15 protein-coding genes are annotated in these 24,509 nt (G+C 39.4%); 4 read left to right on the top strand and 11 right to left on the bottom strand.

Going from position 1 to position 24,509, the window contains the following annotated elements; translation table 11 throughout:
* Nucleotides 1–22: 22 nt before the first annotated feature.
* Nucleotides 23–952 (bottom strand): helix-turn-helix domain-containing protein, encoded by a 930-nt coding sequence (locus ACFSGI_RS17245; protein WP_204825419.1) that lies wholly within the window; start codon nucleotides 950–952, stop codon nucleotides 23–25.
* A 160-nt stretch (nucleotides 953–1,112) separates the two neighbouring features.
* Between ACFSGI_RS17245 and ACFSGI_RS17240 the strand changes: the two genes are divergently transcribed.
* Nucleotides 1,113–3,302 (top strand): glycoside hydrolase family 52 protein, encoded by a 2,190-nt coding sequence (locus tag ACFSGI_RS17240; RefSeq protein ID WP_204825418.1) that lies wholly within the window; start codon nucleotides 1,113–1,115, stop codon nucleotides 3,300–3,302.
* A 299-nt stretch (nucleotides 3,303–3,601) separates the two neighbouring features.
* On the opposite strand, the gene ACFSGI_RS17235 is transcribed toward ACFSGI_RS17240, so the two are convergent.
* The 10 genes from ACFSGI_RS17235 to ACFSGI_RS17190 form a co-directional block, all read right to left on the bottom strand.
* Nucleotides 3,602–6,712: a glycoside hydrolase family 2 TIM barrel-domain containing protein gene (locus ACFSGI_RS17235; RefSeq protein WP_204825417.1), complete on the bottom strand. Its 3,111-nt coding sequence runs from the start codon at nucleotides 6,710–6,712 to the stop codon at nucleotides 3,602–3,604.
* Nucleotides 6,709–8,016 (bottom strand): glycoside hydrolase family 125 protein, encoded by a 1,308-nt coding sequence (locus tag ACFSGI_RS17230; protein ID WP_379283771.1) that lies wholly within the window; start codon nucleotides 8,014–8,016, stop codon nucleotides 6,709–6,711. Before ACFSGI_RS17230 ends, ACFSGI_RS17235 begins: the two co-directional genes overlap by 4 nt.
* Nucleotides 8,017–8,020: 4 nt before the next feature.
* On the bottom strand, nucleotides 8,021–11,191 hold the full coding sequence (locus ACFSGI_RS17225) for an alpha-mannosidase (RefSeq protein ID WP_204825416.1): 3,171 nt from the start codon (nucleotides 11,189–11,191) through the stop codon (nucleotides 8,021–8,023).
* A 16-nt stretch (nucleotides 11,192–11,207) separates the two neighbouring features.
* Nucleotides 11,208–12,173, bottom strand: a complete 966-nt coding sequence (locus ACFSGI_RS17220; RefSeq protein WP_204825415.1) for a carbohydrate kinase family protein — start codon at nucleotides 12,171–12,173, stop codon at nucleotides 11,208–11,210.
* 91 nt (nucleotides 12,174–12,264) lie between these two features.
* The gene (locus ACFSGI_RS17215) at nucleotides 12,265–13,161 is read right to left on the bottom strand and encodes a carbohydrate ABC transporter permease (RefSeq protein WP_204825414.1); all 897 of its coding nucleotides are present in this window, start codon (nucleotides 13,159–13,161) and stop codon (nucleotides 12,265–12,267) included.
* A gap of 96 nt (nucleotides 13,162–13,257) precedes the next feature.
* On the bottom strand, nucleotides 13,258–14,988 hold the full coding sequence (locus ACFSGI_RS17210) for an extracellular solute-binding protein (RefSeq protein ID WP_204825413.1): 1,731 nt from the start codon (nucleotides 14,986–14,988) through the stop codon (nucleotides 13,258–13,260).
* 27 nt (nucleotides 14,989–15,015) lie between these two features.
* Nucleotides 15,016–15,987: an ABC transporter permease gene (locus tag ACFSGI_RS17205; RefSeq protein WP_379283768.1), complete on the bottom strand. Its 972-nt coding sequence runs from the start codon at nucleotides 15,985–15,987 to the stop codon at nucleotides 15,016–15,018.
* Between the two features lie 57 nt (nucleotides 15,988–16,044).
* Nucleotides 16,045–16,806: a sugar phosphate isomerase/epimerase family protein gene (locus tag ACFSGI_RS17200; RefSeq protein ID WP_379283766.1), complete on the bottom strand. Its 762-nt coding sequence runs from the start codon at nucleotides 16,804–16,806 to the stop codon at nucleotides 16,045–16,047.
* Nucleotides 16,803–17,729, bottom strand: coding sequence for an aldo/keto reductase (locus ACFSGI_RS17195; protein WP_379283764.1), 927 nt, complete (start codon nucleotides 17,727–17,729; stop codon nucleotides 16,803–16,805). The genes ACFSGI_RS17200 and ACFSGI_RS17195 overlap by 4 nt, the downstream gene beginning before the upstream one ends.
* Before the next feature lie 398 nt (nucleotides 17,730–18,127).
* On the bottom strand, nucleotides 18,128–19,138 hold the full coding sequence (locus ACFSGI_RS17190) for a LacI family DNA-binding transcriptional regulator (protein WP_204825411.1): 1,011 nt from the start codon (nucleotides 19,136–19,138) through the stop codon (nucleotides 18,128–18,130).
* Between the two features lie 234 nt (nucleotides 19,139–19,372).
* Between ACFSGI_RS17190 and ACFSGI_RS17185 the strand changes: the two genes are divergently transcribed.
* The 3 genes from ACFSGI_RS17185 to ACFSGI_RS17175 all read left to right on the top strand — a co-directional run.
* A complete protein-coding gene (locus ACFSGI_RS17185) occupies nucleotides 19,373–20,440 on the top strand; it encodes an NAD(P)-dependent alcohol dehydrogenase (RefSeq protein ID WP_204825410.1) in 1,068 nt (355 codons plus the stop codon).
* A gap of 163 nt (nucleotides 20,441–20,603) precedes the next feature.
* Entirely contained in the window at nucleotides 20,604–22,430 is a 1,827-nt protein-coding gene (locus ACFSGI_RS17180) for a motility associated factor glycosyltransferase family protein (protein WP_204825409.1), read from the top strand.
* A gap of 48 nt (nucleotides 22,431–22,478) precedes the next feature.
* Nucleotides 22,479–24,509: Ig-like domain-containing domain (locus ACFSGI_RS17175; RefSeq protein WP_379283761.1), on the top strand; the 2,031-nt coding region annotated here is incomplete at its 3' end.

Below are 24,509 nucleotides of genomic sequence, written 5' to 3'. Positions count from 1 at the left end.
CGGTAGGAGAGCAAGTTCTATATTAGGCTTTACATTCAGAAGGCATCACCATTTGATTTTTGCGATAATGACTGGGCGATATACCAGACCAGCGCTTAAATTGCCTGCTAAAATGAGCAATATCACGATACCCCAAAATCGAAGCGATATCTTGTATCGACATTCGTTGATCGGACAATAATAATTTGGATTTGTGAAGAACCAGATTAGACAAATAGCTACGTGGAGAGATAGCAAACACTTGATGAAAAATTCGATTGCAATGAGAAGGGCTGATGCCTAGTTCTGCTGCAATATCATCAATTCCATAATGAGAATCAGAAGTGGCTTCTAATTGAGCGATATTGCGATTAGCTATCCCTTGCAATCGAGCGGCAATCTGATGTGCCATCTCGACATGAGCATAACTAGCAGGAGCAAGTCCAGCCGCTTCATTAGATATCGCTTCCCAGAGTACACCAAACAATTCAAATACCGCAGCTTGCAGATGCATTCGACGCGTAATGATATGTTCATCTGTATGTTCGATTGGATTAGCAATTTTGAGTAAGTAAGGTTGCATCGCTTGAGCTACTGCACTGGATTGTTTGAACATCACTTGATTCAATCGCTCTAACAATGAAAGAAACAAGCGGTCATCAATATCAAAATGAATACAAAAATACGTAAAAGACTGCCCTTCTATCGTGCGACTTGAATGAGAAGTGCCAGGTGGCAAAATCATCAGATCGCCTTCTTGCTGAACATAACTTTGAGAGCCAACAGTCATTAATTGTTGTCCTTGTAAAACATAATTGATCTCATACTGTGGATGATCGTGAATCGGGTATTGCCAATCTGTACTGACAGTACGCAGGTGAATACCGAACAAATTCATTGTTGTCTGTACATCGGGAAAAATGGTCTCAGCTAGACTTTGTCCCCATTCGGGTGGAATAAAGGAAGTAGACATGGACAACCTCCAATCTCACTATAATGCTTGATTTGGGTAAATAGTGGAGCGATTTGGAAATGGTGTTACAGAATATACTTTGTTAGGATAAATCTGAACTATGAAGGTAATTACTGATAGCATACACGCATACTTATCAAAATGAAAGGGGTTACATGAAATGAAAAAAAATTCATTTTATAATGTACAACATTCTCCAATCGGCGCATTTGCTAGTTTTACATTAGGATTCAAAGGAGCCAAAGGAGGACTGGGTCTAGAACTTGGCAAACCAGCAGATGAGAATATTTATATCGGGTTACAATCCAGAGACGGAGCTACGTATGAAGCACTGCCTTTTTTTACTCAAGTAGAAGATGAAAGTTCTCGTTACGATGTAGAAAAGGAGAAACAGACCGATCATCCGTCAGCGATATCGTTGGTTCATTTCAAAGACGAGCATATCGAGCGTACATTAGATATAGCCACCGATACGTGGACAGCCGGCGATCTTACATTCAAAATGTATTCTTCTGTGCGTCCTGTTCCTGATCCTGCTCAGGCAAGTGACGAAGAACTCAAATCTGCTATTGTGCCAGCTGTCTTTGCAGAAATGACAATAGATAATACAGCAGGTAAAGTCAGCAGACGAGCTTTTTTTGGTTATGAAGGAAGCGATCCTTACCGTGCCATGCGTGTGATTAGCTCAGCAGATGATCAAGCCAGTGATTCATATGTAGGAGTAGGACAGGGAAGGCAGACTGCTATTTTATGTGATGATCCTGATGTGACGCCAGCGCTTGGATTTGGTATCGAAAAAGTATTGCAAGAAACATTTGCGAATAATTTGTATTTCGGTCTAGGAATTGTAGGAGCATTACTGATGGATGTACCTGCAGGTCAAAAGCGTACTTTCCGTTTAGCGATCTGCTTTTACCGAGATGGAATTGTTACTACAGGAATAGATACCTCTTATTATTACACCCGTTATTTTAAGCGTATAGAAGAGGTAGGTACATATGCGCTACATCACTGGGAGCCTTTGATTCATGCTTGCGAACAAGCGAATAAGTGGATTGGTGAAAGTCATAAGCTTAATCCAGATCAGCATTTTATGGTGGCACAATCGATTCATAGTTATTATGGTAGTACTCAATTGTTGCAGACCGCTGATAACCAACCGCTCTGGATCGTCAATGAAGGTGAATATCGGATGATGAATACGCTTGATCTTACAGCCGATCAATTGTATTACGAGCTTATTATGAATCCCTGGACAGTACGCAATGAATTAGAGTTTTTTGTAGAGAGGTACAGCTATTATGATCAAGTGTGTTTTCCACAAGATCAGACAGTGTATCCCGGTGGATTATCCTTTACACATGATGTCGGGATAGCCAATCACTTTTCTCGTCCACAGTATTCGGCTTATGAATTAGCAGGCATTGATGATTGCTTTTCATATATGAGTCATGAAGAGTTAGTCAACTGGCTTTGCTGTGCATTAACTTATATTGAGCAGACCAAAGACCATGATTTCAAGCAAAAATATATGAGTATCCTACAAGATGGATTGCAAAGTATGCTTCACCGGGATCACCCAGATCCAGAGCAACGTAACGGTCTTATGGGATTAGATAGCAATCGTACTCAAGGTGGGGCTGAGATTACCACATATGACAGTCTGGATGTATCGCTCGGTCAATCTCGTAACAATATTTATCTAGCAGGTAAATGTTGGGCAGTCTACTTGGCATTAGAAAAATTATTTTATGAGGAAGGGCAGACAGAATATGCAGAGCAAGCAGGTGCACAAGCCGATCGGTGCGCCGCAACGGTAACTGCTCAATTGAATCAGCAAGGGTATATTCCAGCAGTGATAGGCGAAGGTAATGATTCGCAGATTATTCCGGCTATTGAAGGACTGGTATTTCCCTATTTTACAGGCTGTTCCAACGCTCTGGAACGTGATGGACGATTCGCGGACTATCTCCAAGCGTTGCACACACATTTGAATACTGTATTAGTCAAAGGCACATGTTTATTTGATAATGGTGCTTGGAAATTATCATCGACAAGCAATAATTCATGGTTAAGTAAAATCTATCTGTCGCAATTTATCGCGCGTGAGATTATGGGACTGACATGGGATGAAGAGGGGCTTACAGCAGATGCTGCTCATGTTGAATGGCTGACGCATCCAGAGTATTCCTACTGGTGCTGGAGTGACCAGATTATCTCCGGCATTATTAGTGGTAGCAAATACTATCCACGCGGAGTCACTTCCATCCTCTGGTTATGGGAAAAAGGTGACGGCAAACTGCGCACACCTGAAGCCTTATCCCGCCCTATAACATCAGCTCATATCTAGAAATTAAATCTTTTCAAATCGTATCATCAATACAAAAAGGATTAAATCTGTTTCTCTGTTAATACTACACAGAGAATTAAGATTTAATCCTTTTCCACTTTAAATAATTTAACAGGTTTAGTTCTAAGGTATTCTATCTTTCCTGTCCCATAACCATCTTTATAGTAGCGAAGCGTATCTTATTGTGTTGAAAGAGCGAAGCGAAATCCTACCGTATAGCGGTTAATCAAGCGATTCATTGACAGCAAGCGACGACAAGAATAACAGGATGAACGCAGCGCTGTAACTGCCACTCTCATCTAATCTTCTTTACAAAAAGGCATAATCTGCATATCAAAAACAAACTCTTTTTCCTGTAATTGATACTGTTCAGCCAATTGGGGACCACAAGAATTTGAGCCCACGCCACTCATTTTGTAATCTAAATGGATAAATGTTTCTGGTCGACGAATCAATTCATAAGTGTGTTTTGCCTGCATAATGTCTGTTGGTGTGTAATGAGAAGCATTAAAAGAGAACGATTGAGAACTTGTAAAATACAGTCCGACACCTATCGCTTGTGTAGCGCTCATCCAATGCGTTTCAAAGCGAGACCCATTTTCCTGCGGCATAATGTAATTGTAAAAGAGGTCATCGACTGTTTTCTCATATTTGCCAAAACGTGTACTATAATGCTTATCGATATAACTTTCATGCGGACCGCGTCCAAAATAATCGATATATTCTGTTCCTGCGGGCATAGCGAGCGATAAGCCAAATCGCGGTAAAAATGGAGCGGTATCCAGCACGTTGGCTTTGACTTTGAATTCTAGTCTGCCATCATTTTGAATCGTCCACCATACTTCACCACGTAATACAGGATAGTGACTGTAAGAAGATAGCGAGAAAGAAGTAGTAATAGTTACAGAATGTTCTGCTATACATGACCAGTGACTATTATATACTTTGGTAGCGAGATGATCGTAACCCATATCTAACCATTTTTCTTTGATATGCATATCATTATCGATTGGCGCTCTCCAGATCGTAAATGCAGTTGGCTGTTGAAGCAATGCCACTCCTGATTTGCTCCATTCTGTAAATTGTCCACGTTCCAGATCATAGACATAACGGAAATCTACCCCTTCGATCACTAAACGTCCTTGAGACTCGTTCGTCTGTAGTGGACTATTTGCTAATAGATTGCGTACAGAATCGTTTTGAGTCGAATATTCTGTTATCGCTACAGGATCAACAGCAATATAGAATTGAGCAAAAGCAATCTCATAACCAATCGGCGCCCAGACCTGTTCTGTAGTTGTCAGCACAGAGAAAGTCAGATAGCGAAGAGGATGCGTATTGTATTGTAGAGCGTTACTAGGAACAGTGATTGTAGCCGAATGTTGTGGAGCAATCGCAGGCATCATCATCGTTCCTTGCTCGATAAGTAGACCTTCATCTTCGATTTTCCAGTGTAGTATCAAGTGCGATACATCGGAGAAATCGTATAGATTCGTAATGCTAAATTGATTCCCGATAGTAGTATGTGTATTTCCTTCTGCTGTAATTACTGCTTCAATGCGCACAGGAGCTATAATTTGTTTGAGTTCTAATAATCCGGTATGAGGCTTACGATCAGGAGAAACCAGACCGTCGATACAGAAGTTACCATCGTTAGGCTTGTCTCCAAAATCTCCACCATACGCATAATAGGATTGACCGTTTTGGCTTACTTGAGCTATACCATGATCAACCCATTCCCAGACACAACCACCCATTAATTTGGGATAAGCATAAATAGCATCCCAGTATTGCTTGAGATCACCAGGGCCATTTCCCATAGCATGACTGTACTCGCATAGAAATAAAGGCTTGGTATGATTGTTATCACTAGCATACGCGATAATATCGGCAGGTGAAGAGTACATACGACTTTCTACATCCAGCACGCTCACATCTTCATGCCCTTTGTATACAGGAGCCGCCCCTTCATAATGTACAGGACGAGAAGGATCGCGTTCGCGTGTCCATCGAGCCATCGCAATATGATTGATATCGTAACCTGATTCATTGCCCATTGACCACATGATAACCGAAGAGAAATTTTTATCACGTTCGATCAAGCGTACTGCACGTTCAACAAAAGATTCTTGCCAATCAGGATTAACCGACAATTGATGAAAAGCTCCATCGGCAAAATCTTCAGGAATACCAATACCATGACATTCCAGATCAACTTCATCGATCACATAGAAGCCATATTCATCACAATACTCCATAAATTTAGGGTCATTTGGATAATGAGAAGTACGAATGGTATTGATATTGTGTTGCTTCATTAAGTGTAGATCGGTCAGCATATGTTGCACAGGAATCGTCTGCCCAAGTTCAGGATGAGAATCATGACGATTGACACCTTTTAGCTTAATCGGTTGCTTGTTGATCTGAAATACACCATCTTCTGTAATCTCAATCTGACGCAGACCTACAGCAAATCGCAACACTTCTTGACCGGATTGAATATACAAAGTATACAGTGCAGGAGATTCTGCATTCCAAAGAATCGGATGTGTAATCTCCATCGTTACGGTTGCAGTATGATCTACCAAAGCTGTTGTAGTTAACAATTCGGTGCCATCCGGCGCTAATAGAATCGCTTGCACTTCCAGATGTGCGTTCTCTGTTACCAGTGTAGAACATTCCAATTGGATATCGAGTCTAGCTTGATGGTAATCACCATATTGATCATCTAGCGACTGTTGTATAAATACATCACGTATATGCTGAGGGTCGCGTGTGAGTAGATATACATCACGAAAAATCCCGTTATAACGCCACATATCTTGATCTTCCAAATAAGAACCTTCACACCATTTTAGTACCAGTACAGCGATACGGTTCACACCTTCCTGCAAATAAGGGGTGACTCGAAATTCAGCAGGAACACGACTGCCCTGACTGTAACCGACAAATTGTCCGTTGATCCACAAGTACAGACAAGATTGCACACCTTCAAAAACAAGATATGATTCTCGCTCTTGCCATCCTTGTTGCAGGCGGATTTCTTTTACATAAGCGCCAGCCGGATTCTGATCCGGGATAAACGGAGGATCGCAAGGAAAAGGATAACTAAGATTTGTATAATGTTGTTGATCATATCCACTCGTTTGCCAGCAAGAAGGAACAAGCAACGAATCCCAGGCTTGTACATTATATGATGGCATAAAAAAATCAGGTTCTATATCCCGCACCGTATCATAATAACGGAATTGCCATCCTCCATTTAAAGACTGGTAAAAAGGAGACTTTCCCCGTTGACGAGCATGCGCACTTGATCTATCAGCATACGGAATATAATAAGATCGAGCAGGTTCACGATTCACTTGCAATACATTCAGGTCTTTCCAATAGGTAGAAATAATCGTATTCATAGGGAAGATGGCTCCTTACTGGATTGAAGTGCGTACTGGCTAACAAATTCAGCAAATAAACTATTTGCCCATGCAAACCAGGGACGGGTAAACTGGGTTGGATCGTTTTTATGAAATCCTTCATGCATAAAGCCTGTATCTGCATGAGTACTAGCCAGAGTATGAAGAATCGATTCTATTTCTATGTGGTCGGTAGAAGTTAATCCTTGCATACACAATGAAATATGCCAGATATAATCGGTCGGTGTATGAGGGCTACCGATTCCACTTGCGACTGTACCTGTAAAATAATACGGATTGTGTTCGCTTAATACAAAGGCACGTGTATTTTGATATACCGTATCATCGACAGTACGATAACCCAAATAAGGAATAGACAACAAGCTAGGAACATTCGCATCGTCCATCAGATGATGATTTCCTTGCCCGTCTGTCTCATACGCATAGATTTTGCCATATTGCGGATGAATCACAGTACCATAATGTTCGATTCCAAAATCGATTTCTTCTTGTAAACGCAAAGCTTTGGTGGTAAGTCGCTCATCATGATAGATAGCGATAGCGATTTCTGCCATATAACCCAAGACAACAGATGCGAACATATTAGATGGAATTAGATATCCAAAAGTACAGGCATCATCACTAGGACGAAATCCTGACCATGTCATCCCTGTATACGAAGTAGGCATCCCTTTACCCTGATTACGAAGAGTATCCGAAGGAGGACAATCTTCACGCATAAATACATAAGGAGAACGATCATCATGGTGTTGTTCACAACGCCAGAGATCGATAATCCGGTGAAGCACCGTACGAAAAGATTCATCAAATATATCTGTACGTCCGGTATTTTTCCAGAACAAATAGCTCAATTGAATCGGATAACAAAGTGAATCAATCTCATATTTGCGTTCCCATACCCAGCCATTTAATTCAGTCAGATCAATATCATACCGATGATCATTATCTTCGATATTAAAAGCATTTCCATAAGGATCAATCCCGATATAAAAGATTTGACGACGAATCACACCTGCGATGATATCAGCTACTTCAGGATCACTAGAAGCTACAGGCAAATAATGCCGTACTTGAGCAGTTGAATCTCGTAACCACATCGCTGGAATATCACCTGTAATCACAAATGTACTGCCATCCGCTAATCGTTGTAAGGTAGTCTCACACGTATTGGCATAACATTGACGGAACATCCCCTGTAATACAGGAAGATGTTCCAATTGTTGTTCGACTTGCTGAATATAATTATTCATAGCTGTTGTAAGTTGCAAAGGTTGAGCAGTCATCGGCTTACACCCCTTGAAGTGATATCAGAAAGGTACGAATCTCATAAGGTGAAATTTCAATCGATAATGGAGCATGTTGAACGTCTCCAATCGGTTGTTCCATTAGATTACACTCTTGCCAGCTATCGATAACAAGATCACTGGTAATCTGAAGAGGTGAACGAATACCACCGTATTCATGAACACGAAGTACAATCAGATCATGATCTTCTGCTTTTTTGACAGCATCAACCATGACATGAGCAGCAGATAAAGTGAACATAGAGAACGACGAACGATCTGTATTCAATATGTGAGCTTTGCCTGAAGCAATCTGACAAGGTTGATTGAGCGCCCATGCTTCTTGAACAGTATGACCAGTCAACCAGTCGCCAGCATGAGGATATAATGAATACGTAAATTCATGTTGCCCATAATCTGCTTGTGGATCAGGATAGATAGCTGATTTTAATAATGATAGGCGCATCACATTGTCTTTAATATCATAGCCATATTTGCAATCATTAAGCAGACTCACTCCATAATTACGTTCTGACAAGTCCGCCCATTGATGACCTACACTTTCAAATCGTGCCCAATCCCAACTGGTATTCCAGTGTGTCGGACGTTTTACATTGCCGAACTGAATATCATAGCTTGCTTCTGTAGAGCGAATCTGTACAGGAAATGCGACTTTAAGTAACTTTTGACGTTCTTTCCAATCTACATGTGTCTGGAAATCGATCCGACGACTGCGAGCATATACAGTTAATTGTTGAGTAATCACTGTCTCATCATACTGCCAGACAAATTCTACAGTCGTCTGTAAAAGACCTGTACTTACCAAGCGTACCGAGATTAAATGATTGATTTCTTCCATTTTTTCTTGATAAAAGATATCGATATCCCAGGAGTCAAAGTTCATCGGCTTGTCTTCAAATAGTTGAAATACATTACCACGAGCATCAGGAGCAAGCACCTGGCGCACATTTTCTACATCCATAATACTAATCAGTTGTCCTTGTTCATTCCATTGCAATTCATAATAAGGAGTGATCAATCTGCCTTCTTCATATAAGAAAGGAATAGAATCTGCGATAGTGTTATCGTCGGTATTGACTATCGTATTGTAATAAATCGTACTTACACCCAGTGCAGGAATAGTGGATGTTTGTACGATCCAGTGATCGTCTGCACGTTGTGCTTGCAATGGATATTGTTGAGCGTCTATCCATTGATAATCCTCTGTTCCACATAACGTAAATGGAATATGAACAGTAGGAGAGACTGCCCATGAGGAACTGTTGAATACGGTGACGCTACGATCATCAGTTGTTGTTAATGCTGTTGAAGCAGATGACCAAGCGTGCTGACCGATCTGCAACGCTTCTGCATACTCTTTGGTGCTATCTTCATAGACTTCTGCAATCGAAGAACCAGGAATAATATCATGGAATTGATTGCGTAAAATAATTTTCCAACCTTCATTGATTGACTGTTGTGCGTACGTAGACCAGTCGGTAGCAAGTACACTTTGGATCGTTTGTAGCCATTCCGTTTCCCGATACAACAGCTCTAATTTGCGATTCATTTTTTTGTTATAAGCTTGGCTAGTATACGTACCTCTATGATATTCGAGATACAGTTCACCATCCCATGTGTGCACATAACGATCGGTATGATCGAATGTTGTATTTAACTGTTCAAAATAATCATCAGCACGTCCGGTAGTGACTTGAGGTACACCCGGTATACGATCCAATTGACGACGAAGTTCTAACATTTCGCGTGTAACGCCACCACCGCCATCACCATATCCGTAGGATAATAGCAAATTCTGATTCACTTCTTTATCCTGATAACTATTCCAGATCCCTTGAACAGTCTGAGCTTCGATCAATCCATTATAAGTATAAAAGAAAGAATTGCCGCCTTCCCAATCATCCGGTGTTGTTATAAAGTGAGTTAACACTTCTGATCCATCAATACCACGCCATTGGAATGTATCATGAGGCATCCGGTTCACTTGATTCCAACTGATTTTGGTCGTCATAAACGTATCAAAACCTGATTTTTTCAAAATCTGTGGTAATGCCCAGCTATAACCGAATACATCGGGTAACCATAGATAAGTACTGGAAACGCCAAACTCTTGTTCAAAAAAGCGTGTCCCAAATAAAAATTGCCGCACTAGCGATTCGCCAGAGGTAAGATTACAATCGGCTTCTACCCACATACCACCGCCAGCTTCCCAGCGACCTTCACTGATTCTTGCTTTGATCTTTTCATAAATATCTGGATAATCTTGCTTGATATAGTCATACAATTGCGGTTGGGTCTGAAGAAAAATATAGTCAGGATCATGTTCCATTAAACGAAGAACTGTAGAAAAGGAACGAGCCGCTTTTTCGCGGGTATGCTTTAAGCGCCATAACCATGCTACATCAATATGAGTATGTCCCAGAGCGGTAACAGTCACCGGATGATGTTGCTTCATCGCAGTCAATTGTTGATCTAATTGATCAGCAGCGGTATAGACCGATTCATAGAAAGAGTCTGAGCCGGGTTTCGACCAGTTGATTTGGTGAAAAGCTTTATCCAGACATTGCAGCAATGCTGAACGTTCATATACCGTTTCAGCCAAAATAGTAATCGTCTGCAATATCGCTTTGGATGTATAAAAAAACGTATCAACTTGTCCATCCAACCATGCGATCTGTGATTGCTTGATCTGATGATTCATTTCACGAGGAGGGCCACCACCTTCAAGCCCTGACCATAAGCGAAAATCCAGTCGGGCTTCACCGGAGTAACCTACCGGTAAAATCATCTCTATATGGTTGCTATCTACGCCTTGATAAGGTTGATGATTCCAATAGGCTAACGATTCAAAGCCACCGTTGTTACCGCCTTCGGTAATCCCAAAGTCAAATAAACCGACAACTGTACGATCAGACCATTTTGCTGGAACATCAACAGAGGCAGAGAGCCATAAATAACGGTCTCTGCCTTTCCAAAAATCGCCTGTTCTTAGCCATGTACTTTGATTTTCTAATGTTGCTGTTGGAGGACGCATGCCATTTTCACCGATAATATCTTCGATAGCAATATACTCTGGCACTTCAAAAGCATCCCGATAACGGAGTGGTTCCAATTGCTCTAGACGTTTTTTTAATTTATCTTCTGTGAAAAACATAGTGTGCCTCCCTAGATCAGACAATAACTTCCCAATCGTCTGCAATATGTCCTGCTTGTCTGGCTATAAATGCTTCTACACCTGCTTGATCCGGTATACCTGTATTGCCTCCATAAGCCGATACAGAAAGTGCTCCACAAGCATTGCCATATTGTAGACATTCTCCGGTATCGTGTCCTGTTAAGACGCCATACATATAACCTGCATTAAAACTATCGCCTGCACCTGTCGTATCTACTGCTGTGATCGTATACGCAGAACGGTAGACCATATGATGCTGTTGAACAGCAACAGCTCCGCGTGATCCCATTTTAACAACCAAATGTTTAGCATGTTGCGACATTTTGTTAATCGATTCGCGAATTTCAGTACAACCGGTATAATGTAATGCTTCCAGCTCATTTAGAAAGAAAATATCGACTTCTTGCATAATTTCAAAAATACCGCTATACCATTCACCACTATCATCCCACCCGACATCGAATGAGATCGTAGTGCCAAACGATTTGATTTTTTTGATCATTTGTAAATATGCATCATGATTGCGACTGCCTTGATAACCGGTTAAATGAACATGACGACCGTATCGCATACTATTTTCGTTCAAGTCTTCCATACGCACTTCGGCATTAGAGCCCATATAAGTGATAAATGAACGATCTTGTTCAGGATTAATAGCAATTGAAATACCTGTATTATTTTCTTCACTTTGACGAATATAAGAAGTATCGATATTTAATTCACTAAATTCATCCAAAATAAAGCGACCGTAGTAATCACTGCCCAGCACCCCGTTAAAAGCAACTTTAAGCCCCATTTTGGCGAGTGCCATCGAGAATAAAGCTGCACCTCCACCTATATGAATCAGCATATTTTGCACAAAAACTTCTTGCCCTGGAAGAGGCATCTGATCACTTCCTGCGACGATCAGATCAATATTAGCATCACCGATAGAGACAACATCATATTGTTTTTCGTTCAATGATAATCCCTCATTTATTTAAGGACGTAGCGCATCCCGATTTTTGTACTTTATTTCTGTAGGGTGATCGTCCAGCAGGTAAGATTGTGAATTATCCTTTGACCGATCCGACCATAATACCCTGTACAAAATATTTCTGAATAAACGGATAAATCGTAGCAATCGGCACTACCGAAATAATCACCATCGTCATTTTCATCGATTCGGTCGTGACCGAGTTACCTGCGCTCATCATCGCATTCATCGATAAGTTTTTACGCATCGCTTCAGCCGCGGTTAGCATCTGTTGCAATATCGTTTGTAAAGGTCTTAATTTCTCATCAGTCACATAAAAAGCACCTGAGAACCAGTCATTCCAGTGCATTACACCATTAAACAAACAGATAACAGATAATACTGGCATACTGAGCGGGATATAAATACGGAATAACACTTGAAAATCGTGAGCGCCATCGATCTTAGCAGATTCTTCCATACTTTGATCAATCGATTGGAAAAAAGTACGTACCAGAATAAGGTTCCAAGCGCTATAGAGAGTAGGGATAATGTATACCCAGATTGTATTGTTCAAGTGGAACATTTTCAAAACCATAAAGTAAGGAATAATACCGCCATTGAATAACATCGTGAATACAATAAAAATACTAGCGATACCTACACCCGGTAAATTTTTATTTTTGAGTGCAAAAGCAGCCATCGAAGTGAGCAATACACTTAGAAATGTTCCTAAAATTGTACGAAATAAAGTCACTTCCATACCTTGCAGTACAGCCGGATTTTTGAATACTTCGATATAGTTAGATACCGAGAACACACGAGGCCAAAAAGCGATCCCACCGAGTGAAGCATCTTTACCATCATTCAAAGACAGCGCCAAAATATTAACAAGTGGCATCAGAATAACCAGACACAAAACAACCAGTAACATATAGTTGATTACAATAGCGATGCGCTCATTGAGCGGTGCTTTGCCTACTGCTTTATCCATCTGCATAACCTCCGCAGTTTTAATTTGATAGGGGATAGGTTAGTATCCCCTAAGCAGTTCAATGGTAGATCAGGATAAGATCACAACGTATATTTTTTAGAAAAATGCATCGATATAGAACACAACCGAAGAAGGATCAGCATTGTATTTATCTTGTAAATACTTCTCATATTGCTCTACACCAGCATCTTTGAGCTGTTGACGATAATCGTTGAGCATTTGCGTAGCTTCTGTCATATCTTTAGCAAAAAAGGCTTGTACTAACACATCTTTGTATGAATCGAGTACCGGTTTGAGTGATGCTTCAATATCAGGCACTTCCGCTAAATAAGAAGCGGCTGTATAACCATCCCAGTATTTATATTTTGGATTACCATAATTCATCAATTCAAAATACAATTTGTACCGTTCTGGCTGGGAATTTGCGCTACGAATCAATTCACCAAAGTCTTTGTTGTTATTGACATCGGTTTTGCCAAGTAGACTTCCCCAGAAGTAAGGAATGGTATTGCGTTCTTCACCTGGGTTATTTTTCATCACATCTAGTACTTTATCTGTATAGATATATTGCCCTTTATCATTGATGTTGTAATCTTCGCCTTCGATACCATAGTTCCAAAGCGCTTTTCCTTCTTTACTTGCAAGGTAATCCATATACTGAATAATTTGTTCTGGATTTTTGGTTGTGGAAGGGATCGCTACCACTTGACTACCGGATTTTTCTTTCTCATAAATAGCGGTTTCGCCTTTGTAATTTTCCATCTGATCCATTGGTAAATATTTAGTTTTCTCGAACATGGTCAATGAATCTGGAGCGATATTCATATAGGACGAAATTGCATAAGAGCCGTTATTGTATGCTTCTTCGGCACGTACACCATCCATATTGAAAGCTTCTTTATCAAGTAGGCCTTCTTTTAACAGTTTTTGTACAAATTCAATACTTTTAAGTGCATAATCAGTTTCAGCTACATGTTTGACTTGTCCATTTTCGACATCAAATTGTGTACCATTACCGAAGTCAAAGTTTTTGAATAAAGTACTGGTAACTTGACCGCCCCATTTACGAGGCCCAATGACAGTGATCGGTTTACCATTGTTATCTTTGAAATTTCCAGCTTTGATTTTGAGTGCTAGATTGTATAGATCATCTTGTGTTTTGATTTTGGAAGGATCGACATTTAATGCTTTGGCGATATCTGCACGAATCCATAGTCCTGCACGATAGTGAAGACGATCTTCATCGGTTGTATTTTTGGCAGGAATATTCATATGAATAAAGTACACTTTGCCGCCAAATTCCGGGCGGAACATAACGTTTTCTTTAGTATCACGAGGCAAAAAGTCAGGATCTAGATAGTTTTTGAGCACTTTTGTATTTTTGAGGTAAGGGCTTAAATCTGTGAATAGACCTTCACGAGCACCTTTGAGAAGTACGTTCATTTCCGGGCGACCTCCATGATCGAGATAAGCTTCGATCACATCGGGTAAATCTCCAGTTGCCAGCGCTACTGTTAATTCTTGTAGTCCATCAGCGGCACCACTGGATTGCCAGTTAATGGTCATGCCTGTTTTTTCTTTGATTTTGAGTGCAATCGGGTTACCGACTTGATCATCAGGTAATTGAGCACCGTCTCCTTCAAGGAAAATACGTCCGGTTAGATCACGATTAGCGATAAATCCACCTTCACCGCTTTTACGACCATCCGCAGCAACGTCACTTGTCGCTTCACTACCACTGCTGTCTGAAGAACAAGCAGATAACAATACAACCATAAACAATAACAGGCAAAGCGTAAGTGAAGTGTGGCGTTTAATAGTTTTCACAAAAATCACTCCAAATGGTTTATTGGACTACCAGAGACTTGCTTCATTTTTGCTAAAGCGTTTGACTAGATAATTGGTTACAATAACAAGAATTAAGCCAACCAGACCTTGTAACAAACCGACAGCAGCACCATATCCATATTGTCCTTGCATCATACCTACTCGCAATACATACGTATCCAGAATATCGGAGTAATCAGAGTTACCAGCAGTACGAAGTAGATAGTTCTGTTCATACCCTGTAGTTAACAGACTACCAATATCCAAAATAAACAAAATAGCGATAGTAGGGCGGATTGAAGGCAATGTAATATGCCAGATTTTGCGCCATTTGCTTGCGCCATCCATTTCAGCGGCTTCGTATAAAGTAGGATCGATTCCCGCCATCGAAGCCAGATAAATGATTGAACCCCACCCGATATTTTTCCAAAGATACGTGAGGAACATAATAAGATAGAAGTATTTGCCATCCATCATGTAGAAAATACTACCGTCGCCACCGAGAGCAGCCATAAATTGATTGAAAATACCATCATCAGGAGCAAGGATTTTATTGGTAAAAGCGGCAACAACAACCCAGGAGAGGAAGTAAGGGAGATAGGAGATCGTTTGGGTTATCGATTTAAATCGTTTGGAACGTACTTCATTTAGCATTAATGCTAGTAAGATAGGGAAAGGGAAGTACACAATAATTTTGAGAAAGCCTACAATAAACGTATTCAAAATCAATTGAGTCGCATCTGGATAAGAGAAGAATAATTTGAAGTAGCGAAGCCCTACCCACGGCCCTCCGAACATCCCGGCATTGAAGCGAAATTCTTTAAATGCCATCACCAGCCCCGCCATAGGAAGATAGGAGAAGATGACGAAAAAGATAAGACATGGTAGCAACATCAGGTACAGATAGCGGTTCACTACAATCGTTTTCCATAGGCCTGCTGAAGATGCTTTTTTGCTCTTCGTTGATTTTTTGGGAACAGAATCAAGTTCGGCTTGCATAGCACTACTCCTTTCATACTGGCGAATACACATGTATAGCGAAATGGTGCGGGTAGATTACAGCGTTTTGATTAAGGTATTCAAATAATGTAGACTGGATTCCAAACTGTCCATTGGTGAACCCGGACAATAATCCTGCTCGACAGCGTACCATTCTACACCGTTCTGCTCACCCCACTGCAACAGAGGAGCAAAATCGATCACACCACTACCGACTTCGGCAAAATATCGATGTTCATCGTTTGTCATATCTTTAAAATGTAAGATCGGCATTCGGTGAGCATACTGACGAATAATAGTTAACGGATCAAGATCAGCTTTTTTCACCCAGTACGTATCTATTTCAGCATAGACAGGGGTAGCTTCATCGTATTCTAATAAATATTGGAGTGCATATTTGCCTTCCATCATCGTATGAAATTCCCAATCATGATTATGAAATCCTACGCGATAACCTTGAGGAGAAACGATAGCAGATACTTTACGCAGCTCCTGTCGTACGTACAGATAACCTTGCTCATTTTTGTGTTCATCCGGCAGAGAGTGACAGATCATATCCGGTGTACCAAAAAGATCGGCTTCTATAATAACTTGATCCAGATCATTTTTCATTCGTTCTAAGCCTACATGCATTCCTGCGGTGCGAAGACCGATTTCTTTCATAACCGAAGCGATTTCAGCAGGATCATTACCATGTAATCCGTCAATCTGTACAGCCGTCCAACCCATTTTGCGAAGTTCTTTAAGCGTGTAGATAAAGTCTTGTTTGAGTTCATTGCGTACTGTAAACAATTGAGCCGCTAATTTATGTTGGATCATGATCGTTCATCCCTTTCCAAATTAAGCCATTGCAGATCGGCTTCATGAATATCAAGTGATAATACCTCAAACGATTGAGCCAATTCTTCAGAAGAGCGAGGCCCAATAATAGCGGCTGTAGGAAATGGACGATGAAGAACAAAATAAAGAGCGATTTGTGTAGGCGTTACTTGTTTCTCATTGGCTAGTATGACTGCACGACGATAACGTTCCCAGTTCGGATCGCTATAATATACACGAACCATTTCATCGTTTGAACGATCTTCGGGAGAAAAAGCACCGGAGAAAAATCCACCTGCTTGTGCTGACCATGAGAGTAGTGGAAGTTGATTGTTGTTGTGCCATTGAACCGTATCTTCATCCGCAGATACACAGCCAGGCCAACGTGCTTCTAGAGCAACAGCAAGTGAAAGATTAGGGCTGTTAAATGTAAAGCCTTTTAATCCTTGCCGCTCTGCATAATCATTCGCTTGTTGAATCCGTTGATAACTCCAATTTGAAGCGCCAAATGTACGAATAAGACCTTGAGATAGATGTTTATTGAGTGTATCGATAATAGGTTCAACAGGAACAGACTCGTCATCTCGATGTAAAGCGTAAAGGTCGATATAATCTGTTCCTAATCGTTCAAGACTGATCTGTAGATCGTGAGTAATCGCTTCTGGATGTACTCGTGGTGTCGTTTCACCTTTGAGAGGATGAGCACATTTGCTAAGTAATATGAGTTGATCGCGATTGTGTTGTTCTTTCATCCATTGTCCAATGATGACTTCGCTGTTGGTGTATTGGTAAGCCATATCGATCGTTGTTCCACCGGCAGCTACAAATTCATCCAATATCCAGGTACCATTCATTTTGGATAAATCACCTGTACCTATAATGAGTGGTGAGATAGAGATGTCATCAACAATAATCTTTTTCAACTGAATTCCCCCTTTTATGGAATCGATACCATACGGATGTATAAGCCATTTTATAAGATCAGCCATATAAAGAAATAAGTAAGTAACATCAATTTCTATAATATGGTATCGATACCAGAAAGATTAAAAAATGTGATATCTATTATCTGGAATCGATACCACATTATAATTTTGTTACTCTATCGGTTACAGATAGAGTATGAGAAGCAATCAATGATAAAGCGAAAATTTTAAAAAAAGTTAACGTTATAAGTTAGAAAAAAATGAAATTGATTATTTGTGTGAGGTAAAGTAACTTATGAAGTTCTGTTAGAAGTGTTTTTATAAAGAATTAGATCTGATATGAGACATTATATTACGTAACTTTTATAAATAACAAGTACAAATTTGAAAGAAATTTAATTTATTTTTTTACAACTATCTCTGGCGACCAGTTGATGTTGCAAAACGATATCTGTTTTTTGTTGTGTTTTGGGACGAGTAATCAACTTGTGGAGACTTTCTAACGAAATTTGACCCATTTCATAGATAGGTTGCTGCATAGAGGTAATAGCCGGGCGCACGATATTAGTAATCGTACTACCATCAAAGCCGATAATCGAAATATCATCAGGAACACGAAGTCCTTGATCTAGCGCACAATTTAAAGCACCGACTGCCATATCATCACTAGCTGCAAATACAACGGTAGGACGATTTGGAAGCTGGAGTAATTCTTTCATAAGTGCTTGTCCACTAGGCAGCTTATAATCACCAAATTTAATATAATCAGGATTGATCGCAATCTTATGCTTAATCAAAGCATCGCGAAATCCATTATATCGACTTTGACCTGACGTAATATCTTGCAGATCACCACCTAGATACGAAATAGCAGTATGACCTGCATCTATCAAATACTCGGTAGCATCAAAAGCTGCCTGATAATCATCGATCAATACTGACATAAATGTAGGGTCAGGTGATTTTACACTGGAAAATAAAATGGGCATCGTTGCATTTTGAATAAACGATACAATATCATCATTTGTTTTTTCATGCATAATAATAATACCTTCGACTCTCATTTCCTGAAAAATATACAGGTATTTGAGTTCTTTGCTCAAGTTCTCTGCGATATTGCAGACGATCAAGTTGTACCCGTATTTACTTGCATTTTCTTCTATGCTACTAAGAATAGTAGAGTAGAAGTTGGATGTTAAATCAGGCACAATCACGCCTATCGTATTGGTTTTCTGCTTTTTGAGACTACGAGCAATATGACTAGGAGAGTATTTGAGTTCTTCAATTGCTTCATTCACACGCGTCAGTACATCTTCGCTAACATATTTTTCACCATTCAATACTCTGGATACACTGGTGACGGATACGCCGGCTCTTTTTGCAACATCTTTGATTTTGACAGTCATATAGCCAACTCCCTCAACTGGAACAAAAGTAAGAGTATGTGTATAAAAAATTACAATCGCTCTTTACCATATATTGACGAATCACTTCATATTCGTCAATCATTCCATGAAATTCGCTAGCTAAATCACGACCTTTTCTTTCAACTTACAGTCGTTAAATGGTAAACTATATCTGTAAGTAAGCGCTATCATATCACGAAATTTTATAGATTGCTAGAGGGAGGAAAAAATTTTATGTCGAATCATGTTGAAATTCCCAAAACGATGAAAGCAGCAGTCATGACAGAGCCCGGACAGATCATTATCGAAGATATTCCTGTCCCTACACCACAGCCAAATGAAGTGTTAATTCAAGTAATTGCTGTCGGAGTATGCGGATCAGATGTGCATTATTATGAGCATGGACGTATAGGCCCATACATAGTAGAAAAGCCAATTATTTTGGGACATGAATGTGCTGGAATTGTGGTTAGCGTTGGCGAACAAGTATCACGTTTTAACGTCGGAGATCGAGTAGCGATTGAACCTGGAGTGACTTGTGGGCATTGTGAATATTGTAAAGAGGGACGATATAATTTATGTCCAGACGTCCAATTTCTAGCCACTCCTCCTGTAGATGGAGCATTTGTACAATATATTGTGATGCGTCAGGACTTTGTTTTTCCTATTCCAGATCACCTTTCTTTTGAAGAAGCAGCTATGAATGAACCTTTTTCAGTAGGGATTCATGCAGCTAGACGTTGTCATTTACAGCCCGGTTCCACGATAGCGATTATGGGCATGGGACCTGTCGGATTGATGGCGGTAGCGGCTGCCAAATGTTTTGGAGCTACACGTATTATCGTCACTGATCTAGAACCTATTCGTCTAGAAGCCGCTCGCAAAATGGGGGCAACTGAGGTGATCAATGTGAAAGAAGAAGATCCTGTAGCGAAAATAAAAGAGTTAACACAGGGTAAAGGTGTAGACGTTGCATGGGAAACGGCTGGCAATCCCAAAGCTTTACAAAGTGCATTATCGTCTATTAAACGAGGCGGTAAATTAGTGATCGTCGGATTACCTCCTCAAGATCAAATTCCGGTAAATGTTCCCGCTATAGCAGATAATGAAATCGATATTTATGGAGTATTTCGCTATGCTAATACATACCCGATGGGAATCGAATTTCTCTCTTCAGGTAAAGTAGATGCGAATGTGATTATTACCGATAAATATCCATTATCTCGCACAAAAGAAGCGATGGAACGAGCGATTCATTATAAAAATGAAAGTCTTAAAATTATTGTTTATCCAAATGAGTGAATAATATTCAAAAAATGTCGTAAGTTGCCGATATTAGGGGAAGAACTCTAATATTGGCGACTTTTTCTATTTTTCAGAGAAATAAGGGTAGCTTTAGTGGATATTACGAGAATAGATTATATTGTTTGTAAGTATATCAATAGAGTAAAGAAAAGAGGGAACAATGGCTTCTTTATCTAGTTTTGAATGTTTAAAAACTACATTTCCTAACGTGTATAATATATTGCAATCAGAAAATACCCAACAACAACCAGAGCATATAATATCATCTGTAGTTTCTAATCAATCTGCCCAAACGAATATACTCACTGAGTATAAAAACAAAAAAGCTCATCTACATAATTTTAATGATCCTCAAAAAGAAGCTCAACAATTTTTAGGTTCATTGGCGGGTGAACAGATTGATCATATGGTTTTTTATGGTATTGGTATGGGTTACCATATTCAATATTTTAAAGAATTATTCCCTCATACACCTTATTCAGTATATGAGCCTCATGTAGAAATAGCCAAGCAGTTCGTTTCTTCTATAAGAAAAGAGCTTTTTGATGATGTGAATTGGCGGGCTTTTGAAATATCAACTGCTCCTAATCAGTATTTGCACTTTTTACAGTCTTTTATTGATCGTACGCCAGGAACTGTTTCACTAGCAGTACTTCCATCCTATGAATATTTGTTTGAGCAAGAGGCGAAGATCTTCAAAGAAGCGTTTGAGCAAATGTTAGATCATAAGCGTAACAACATGATGATTAGTCAAAAGTTTAGTATGCATTGGGTAGAAAATAGTTTTCGGAATTTCAAGCATGTCTGTAATACTCCGAATATATTTCAAAAGAAAATGTATTTCAAAGATAAACCTGTTGTACTTGTGTCAGCAGGCCCTTCTTTAGAAGAAGAAATACCTTATCTTAGACAAATCAAAGAGAATCAATCTGCTTATATTTTTACAGCCGGATCTTCTCTTTCTGTACTAATCAATCATGGGATTTATCCAGATGCGGCTTGTAGTTACGATCCTAACCCACTCAATTATCGAGTGGTCGATAAAGTGAAAAGTCAGAATATTACTCAGATTCCGCTGATTTTTGGTTCTAGTATAGGTGAACATATTTTGGATGAGTACCCTGGTGATAAATTACACTTTATTACTACACAAGATACAATATCTTCTTACTTTTTTCCTGCTAATCAAACAGGTTATCCTATCGTGCAAGATGCTTCGTCTATTGCAATTATGGCACTTCAAATATTAAGTCAATTGGAATGCGGACTGATTATATTGGTAGGTCAAAATTTTGCTTATCATCATGGCAATCAATATGCCAGTGGGATTGATTATGTTGATCCTACCAAGCAGTTTCATCCTAACTTATCTATTCAAACTACAGATGTAGAAGGTCATTCTATCTATAGTAATACTTCATTTCTATCTATGAAAAAAGAGATGGAAGTTTACATCAAAATGCTGAGAAAAACTAATATTATCAATACAACTAAAGGTGGGGCTGCTATTACAGGGACTACTTTTATGTCTTTACAAAATGTAATGGATCAGCATCTTGTAGCACATACTATCGATTCTAGCTGGATTCATCATCAAGAGACATTATATTCATTGCATCATATTGAATCTGCTAAACATCAAATAGAACAAGAATATCAAAAAGTACAAAAATCAATGGTAGAGATTCAACATATCTTTAAAGATATAAGATGGTATATGCAAGAACAGCAATTAGACTCACTTGTAAAATTATTCTCTATTTTTGATATAGCTTTTGAACGTTTGCTAAAAAATAGATTTAGTAAAATGATTCTTATTCCTATGAACCGAGTGTATTATGAGCGGTTATATCAACAAGTGGAAAATATATTTCAACAATCAGATTCTATAAAAAAAGCACAAGCTATTTTATATTATTACGGTTCTTTTATGCAACAAATCGAAAAATCGTATATGACAATTTTACCTTTATATGAACAGCTATAAGTAATTTTATATATCCATAAAAACTATAGAAAAAGGGGATTATTATTAATGGGGAAACTAAAAAGAAAAAATCCAACAACCCAAACAAAATGGGAAAAATCAAGCAAGGCTATAGGTATTAGCTTAACGTTAATTCAACTTGCTAATATGTACTCTCCGATGATTCCTCGAGCAGGAGCAGAAGCTATTAATAGTGAATATAGTTCTTCTAACGATAACAATACTTCTGTAAACAATGATGTATATGGAACGCCTAGCATGGAAGCCAGTCCAACATTTATGATGCAAAGTTCAGAGATGTCCTCATCTTCTGGAATTAGCTTAGTCGATTATAGACCTACTTCTTCAGGGTTAACGTCGCTTGTGCCTACACTAGGTATGACTTTCTCGAAGAAAGTTCAATTGGGAACAGGTTCAATTACTATTTATAGAAGTAGTGACAAGAATAAGGTTGAAGAAATTAAAGTTGCAAGTGGTCGTATGCAAGGAGCAACTTATGATCTAAGTGGAAGTACAGTTCAAGTTCATACTAACGACACTTTGCCTGATCAGACAGAATATTACGTGAATATTGATCCAAGAGTAATTATTGATGAGAATGGTGTACCATTCTCAGGAGTTACAGGAGATAGTTCATGGACATTCCGTACGCCTGATCTTACTGCACCTACAGCAAGTTTTGAAAGCAATTATAAGAGCGGTGTTAGTAGACCGATTTGGTTAAAAATGCAATTTGATGAGTCTATTCATAAGAGATATGGAAGCATTACTATTCGTAAGGCAGATGATAATAGTATCGCTATGAGAATGAGCACGTCAGGAGGCACATTCTTTACAGATAGTGGACAGTCTGTTTTTTCTTTTATAGACGAGAATGCATTTCATTTTCAAACGCAAGGGTTAAATAGTGGAACTTCATACTATGTAGATGTAACTTCAGGAACATTTAGTGATGATTCTAGTAATGCTTTTCCAGGTATTCAAGGAGCGCAAGGTTGGAGCTTCAAAACGGTAAGTACAGTAGATACTACCAATCCATCTTTAGTATCGCATGGTACATCTGAGGATAGCCTAGCACCGACATTATATTTAGCATTTGATGAAGCGATAGAGTTAGGTAACGGAGCGATAACGATCTATCGTCGTGACGATGATCAGGAAGTAGAAAAAATTTCTGTATCTAGTGGAAATATGTTTTATGCAGAATTTGAACAATATAGTGGAGCACGTTCCTTACAGATTAAGACACAAAAACCTTTGGCAGATGAGACCGAATACTATGTATCGATTGCTCCAAACACTTTCAAAGATACAGCTGGGAATTCTTTCTCAGGATTGACGGGCAAAGACTGGATCTTCCGTACACCGGATCGCACTGCTCCAAAAGCAAGCTATACCACCACGTATCCAGAGCAACAAGGAGAACCGGTGAAGTTAAAACTGTTCTTTCATGAAGATGTACACGTAGGAAAGTATGGAAGTGTGATCATCCGAAATGTGACCGATAATAATGCTGTACTGACGATGTATGCTTCGGGTGGACATTTTAATGCCAGCAGTGGATCGTTGTATTTGAATCAATCCGGTAATACGTTTTACTTTGAAGCGTACGGATTGAATAGTGGGATAGAATATTATGTGGATATCCAATCGGGTACATTTGTAGATCAAGCAGGAAATGGATTTGAAGGATTTCCTCCCAATGTGAAAGAATGGACATTCCAAACTGTGGATCATGCTCCTATGCTTCAGTATTATGGACAAACTGGAGAGATTGATACGTTAACACCTAAATTAAATTTAGTATTTAGCGAGCCGGTTGAAGTCAATCGAGGAAGTATTGATATTTACCGAAATAGCGATGATACGTTAGTTGAAAGACTGAATATTACAAGTGGAAAAGGCATCGATGCTCCTTATGAGACATATAGTGGAGGAATAGTCTGGAATATTCAAACTTCTCAATACTTAGACGACCAGACCGATTACTATGTATCGATCACACCGGGTGCATTTAAAGATAAAACAGGTCATAATTTTTCAGGATTGACGGGTAAAGACTGGATTTTCCGTACACCA

Origin of the sequence: Paenibacillus nicotianae, assembly GCF_042681745.1 — a bacterium.
Taxonomy (GTDB): Bacteria; Bacillota; Bacilli; order Paenibacillales; family Paenibacillaceae; genus Saccharibacillus; species Saccharibacillus nicotianae.
This window is presented reverse-complemented; position numbering and strand designations above follow the sequence as displayed.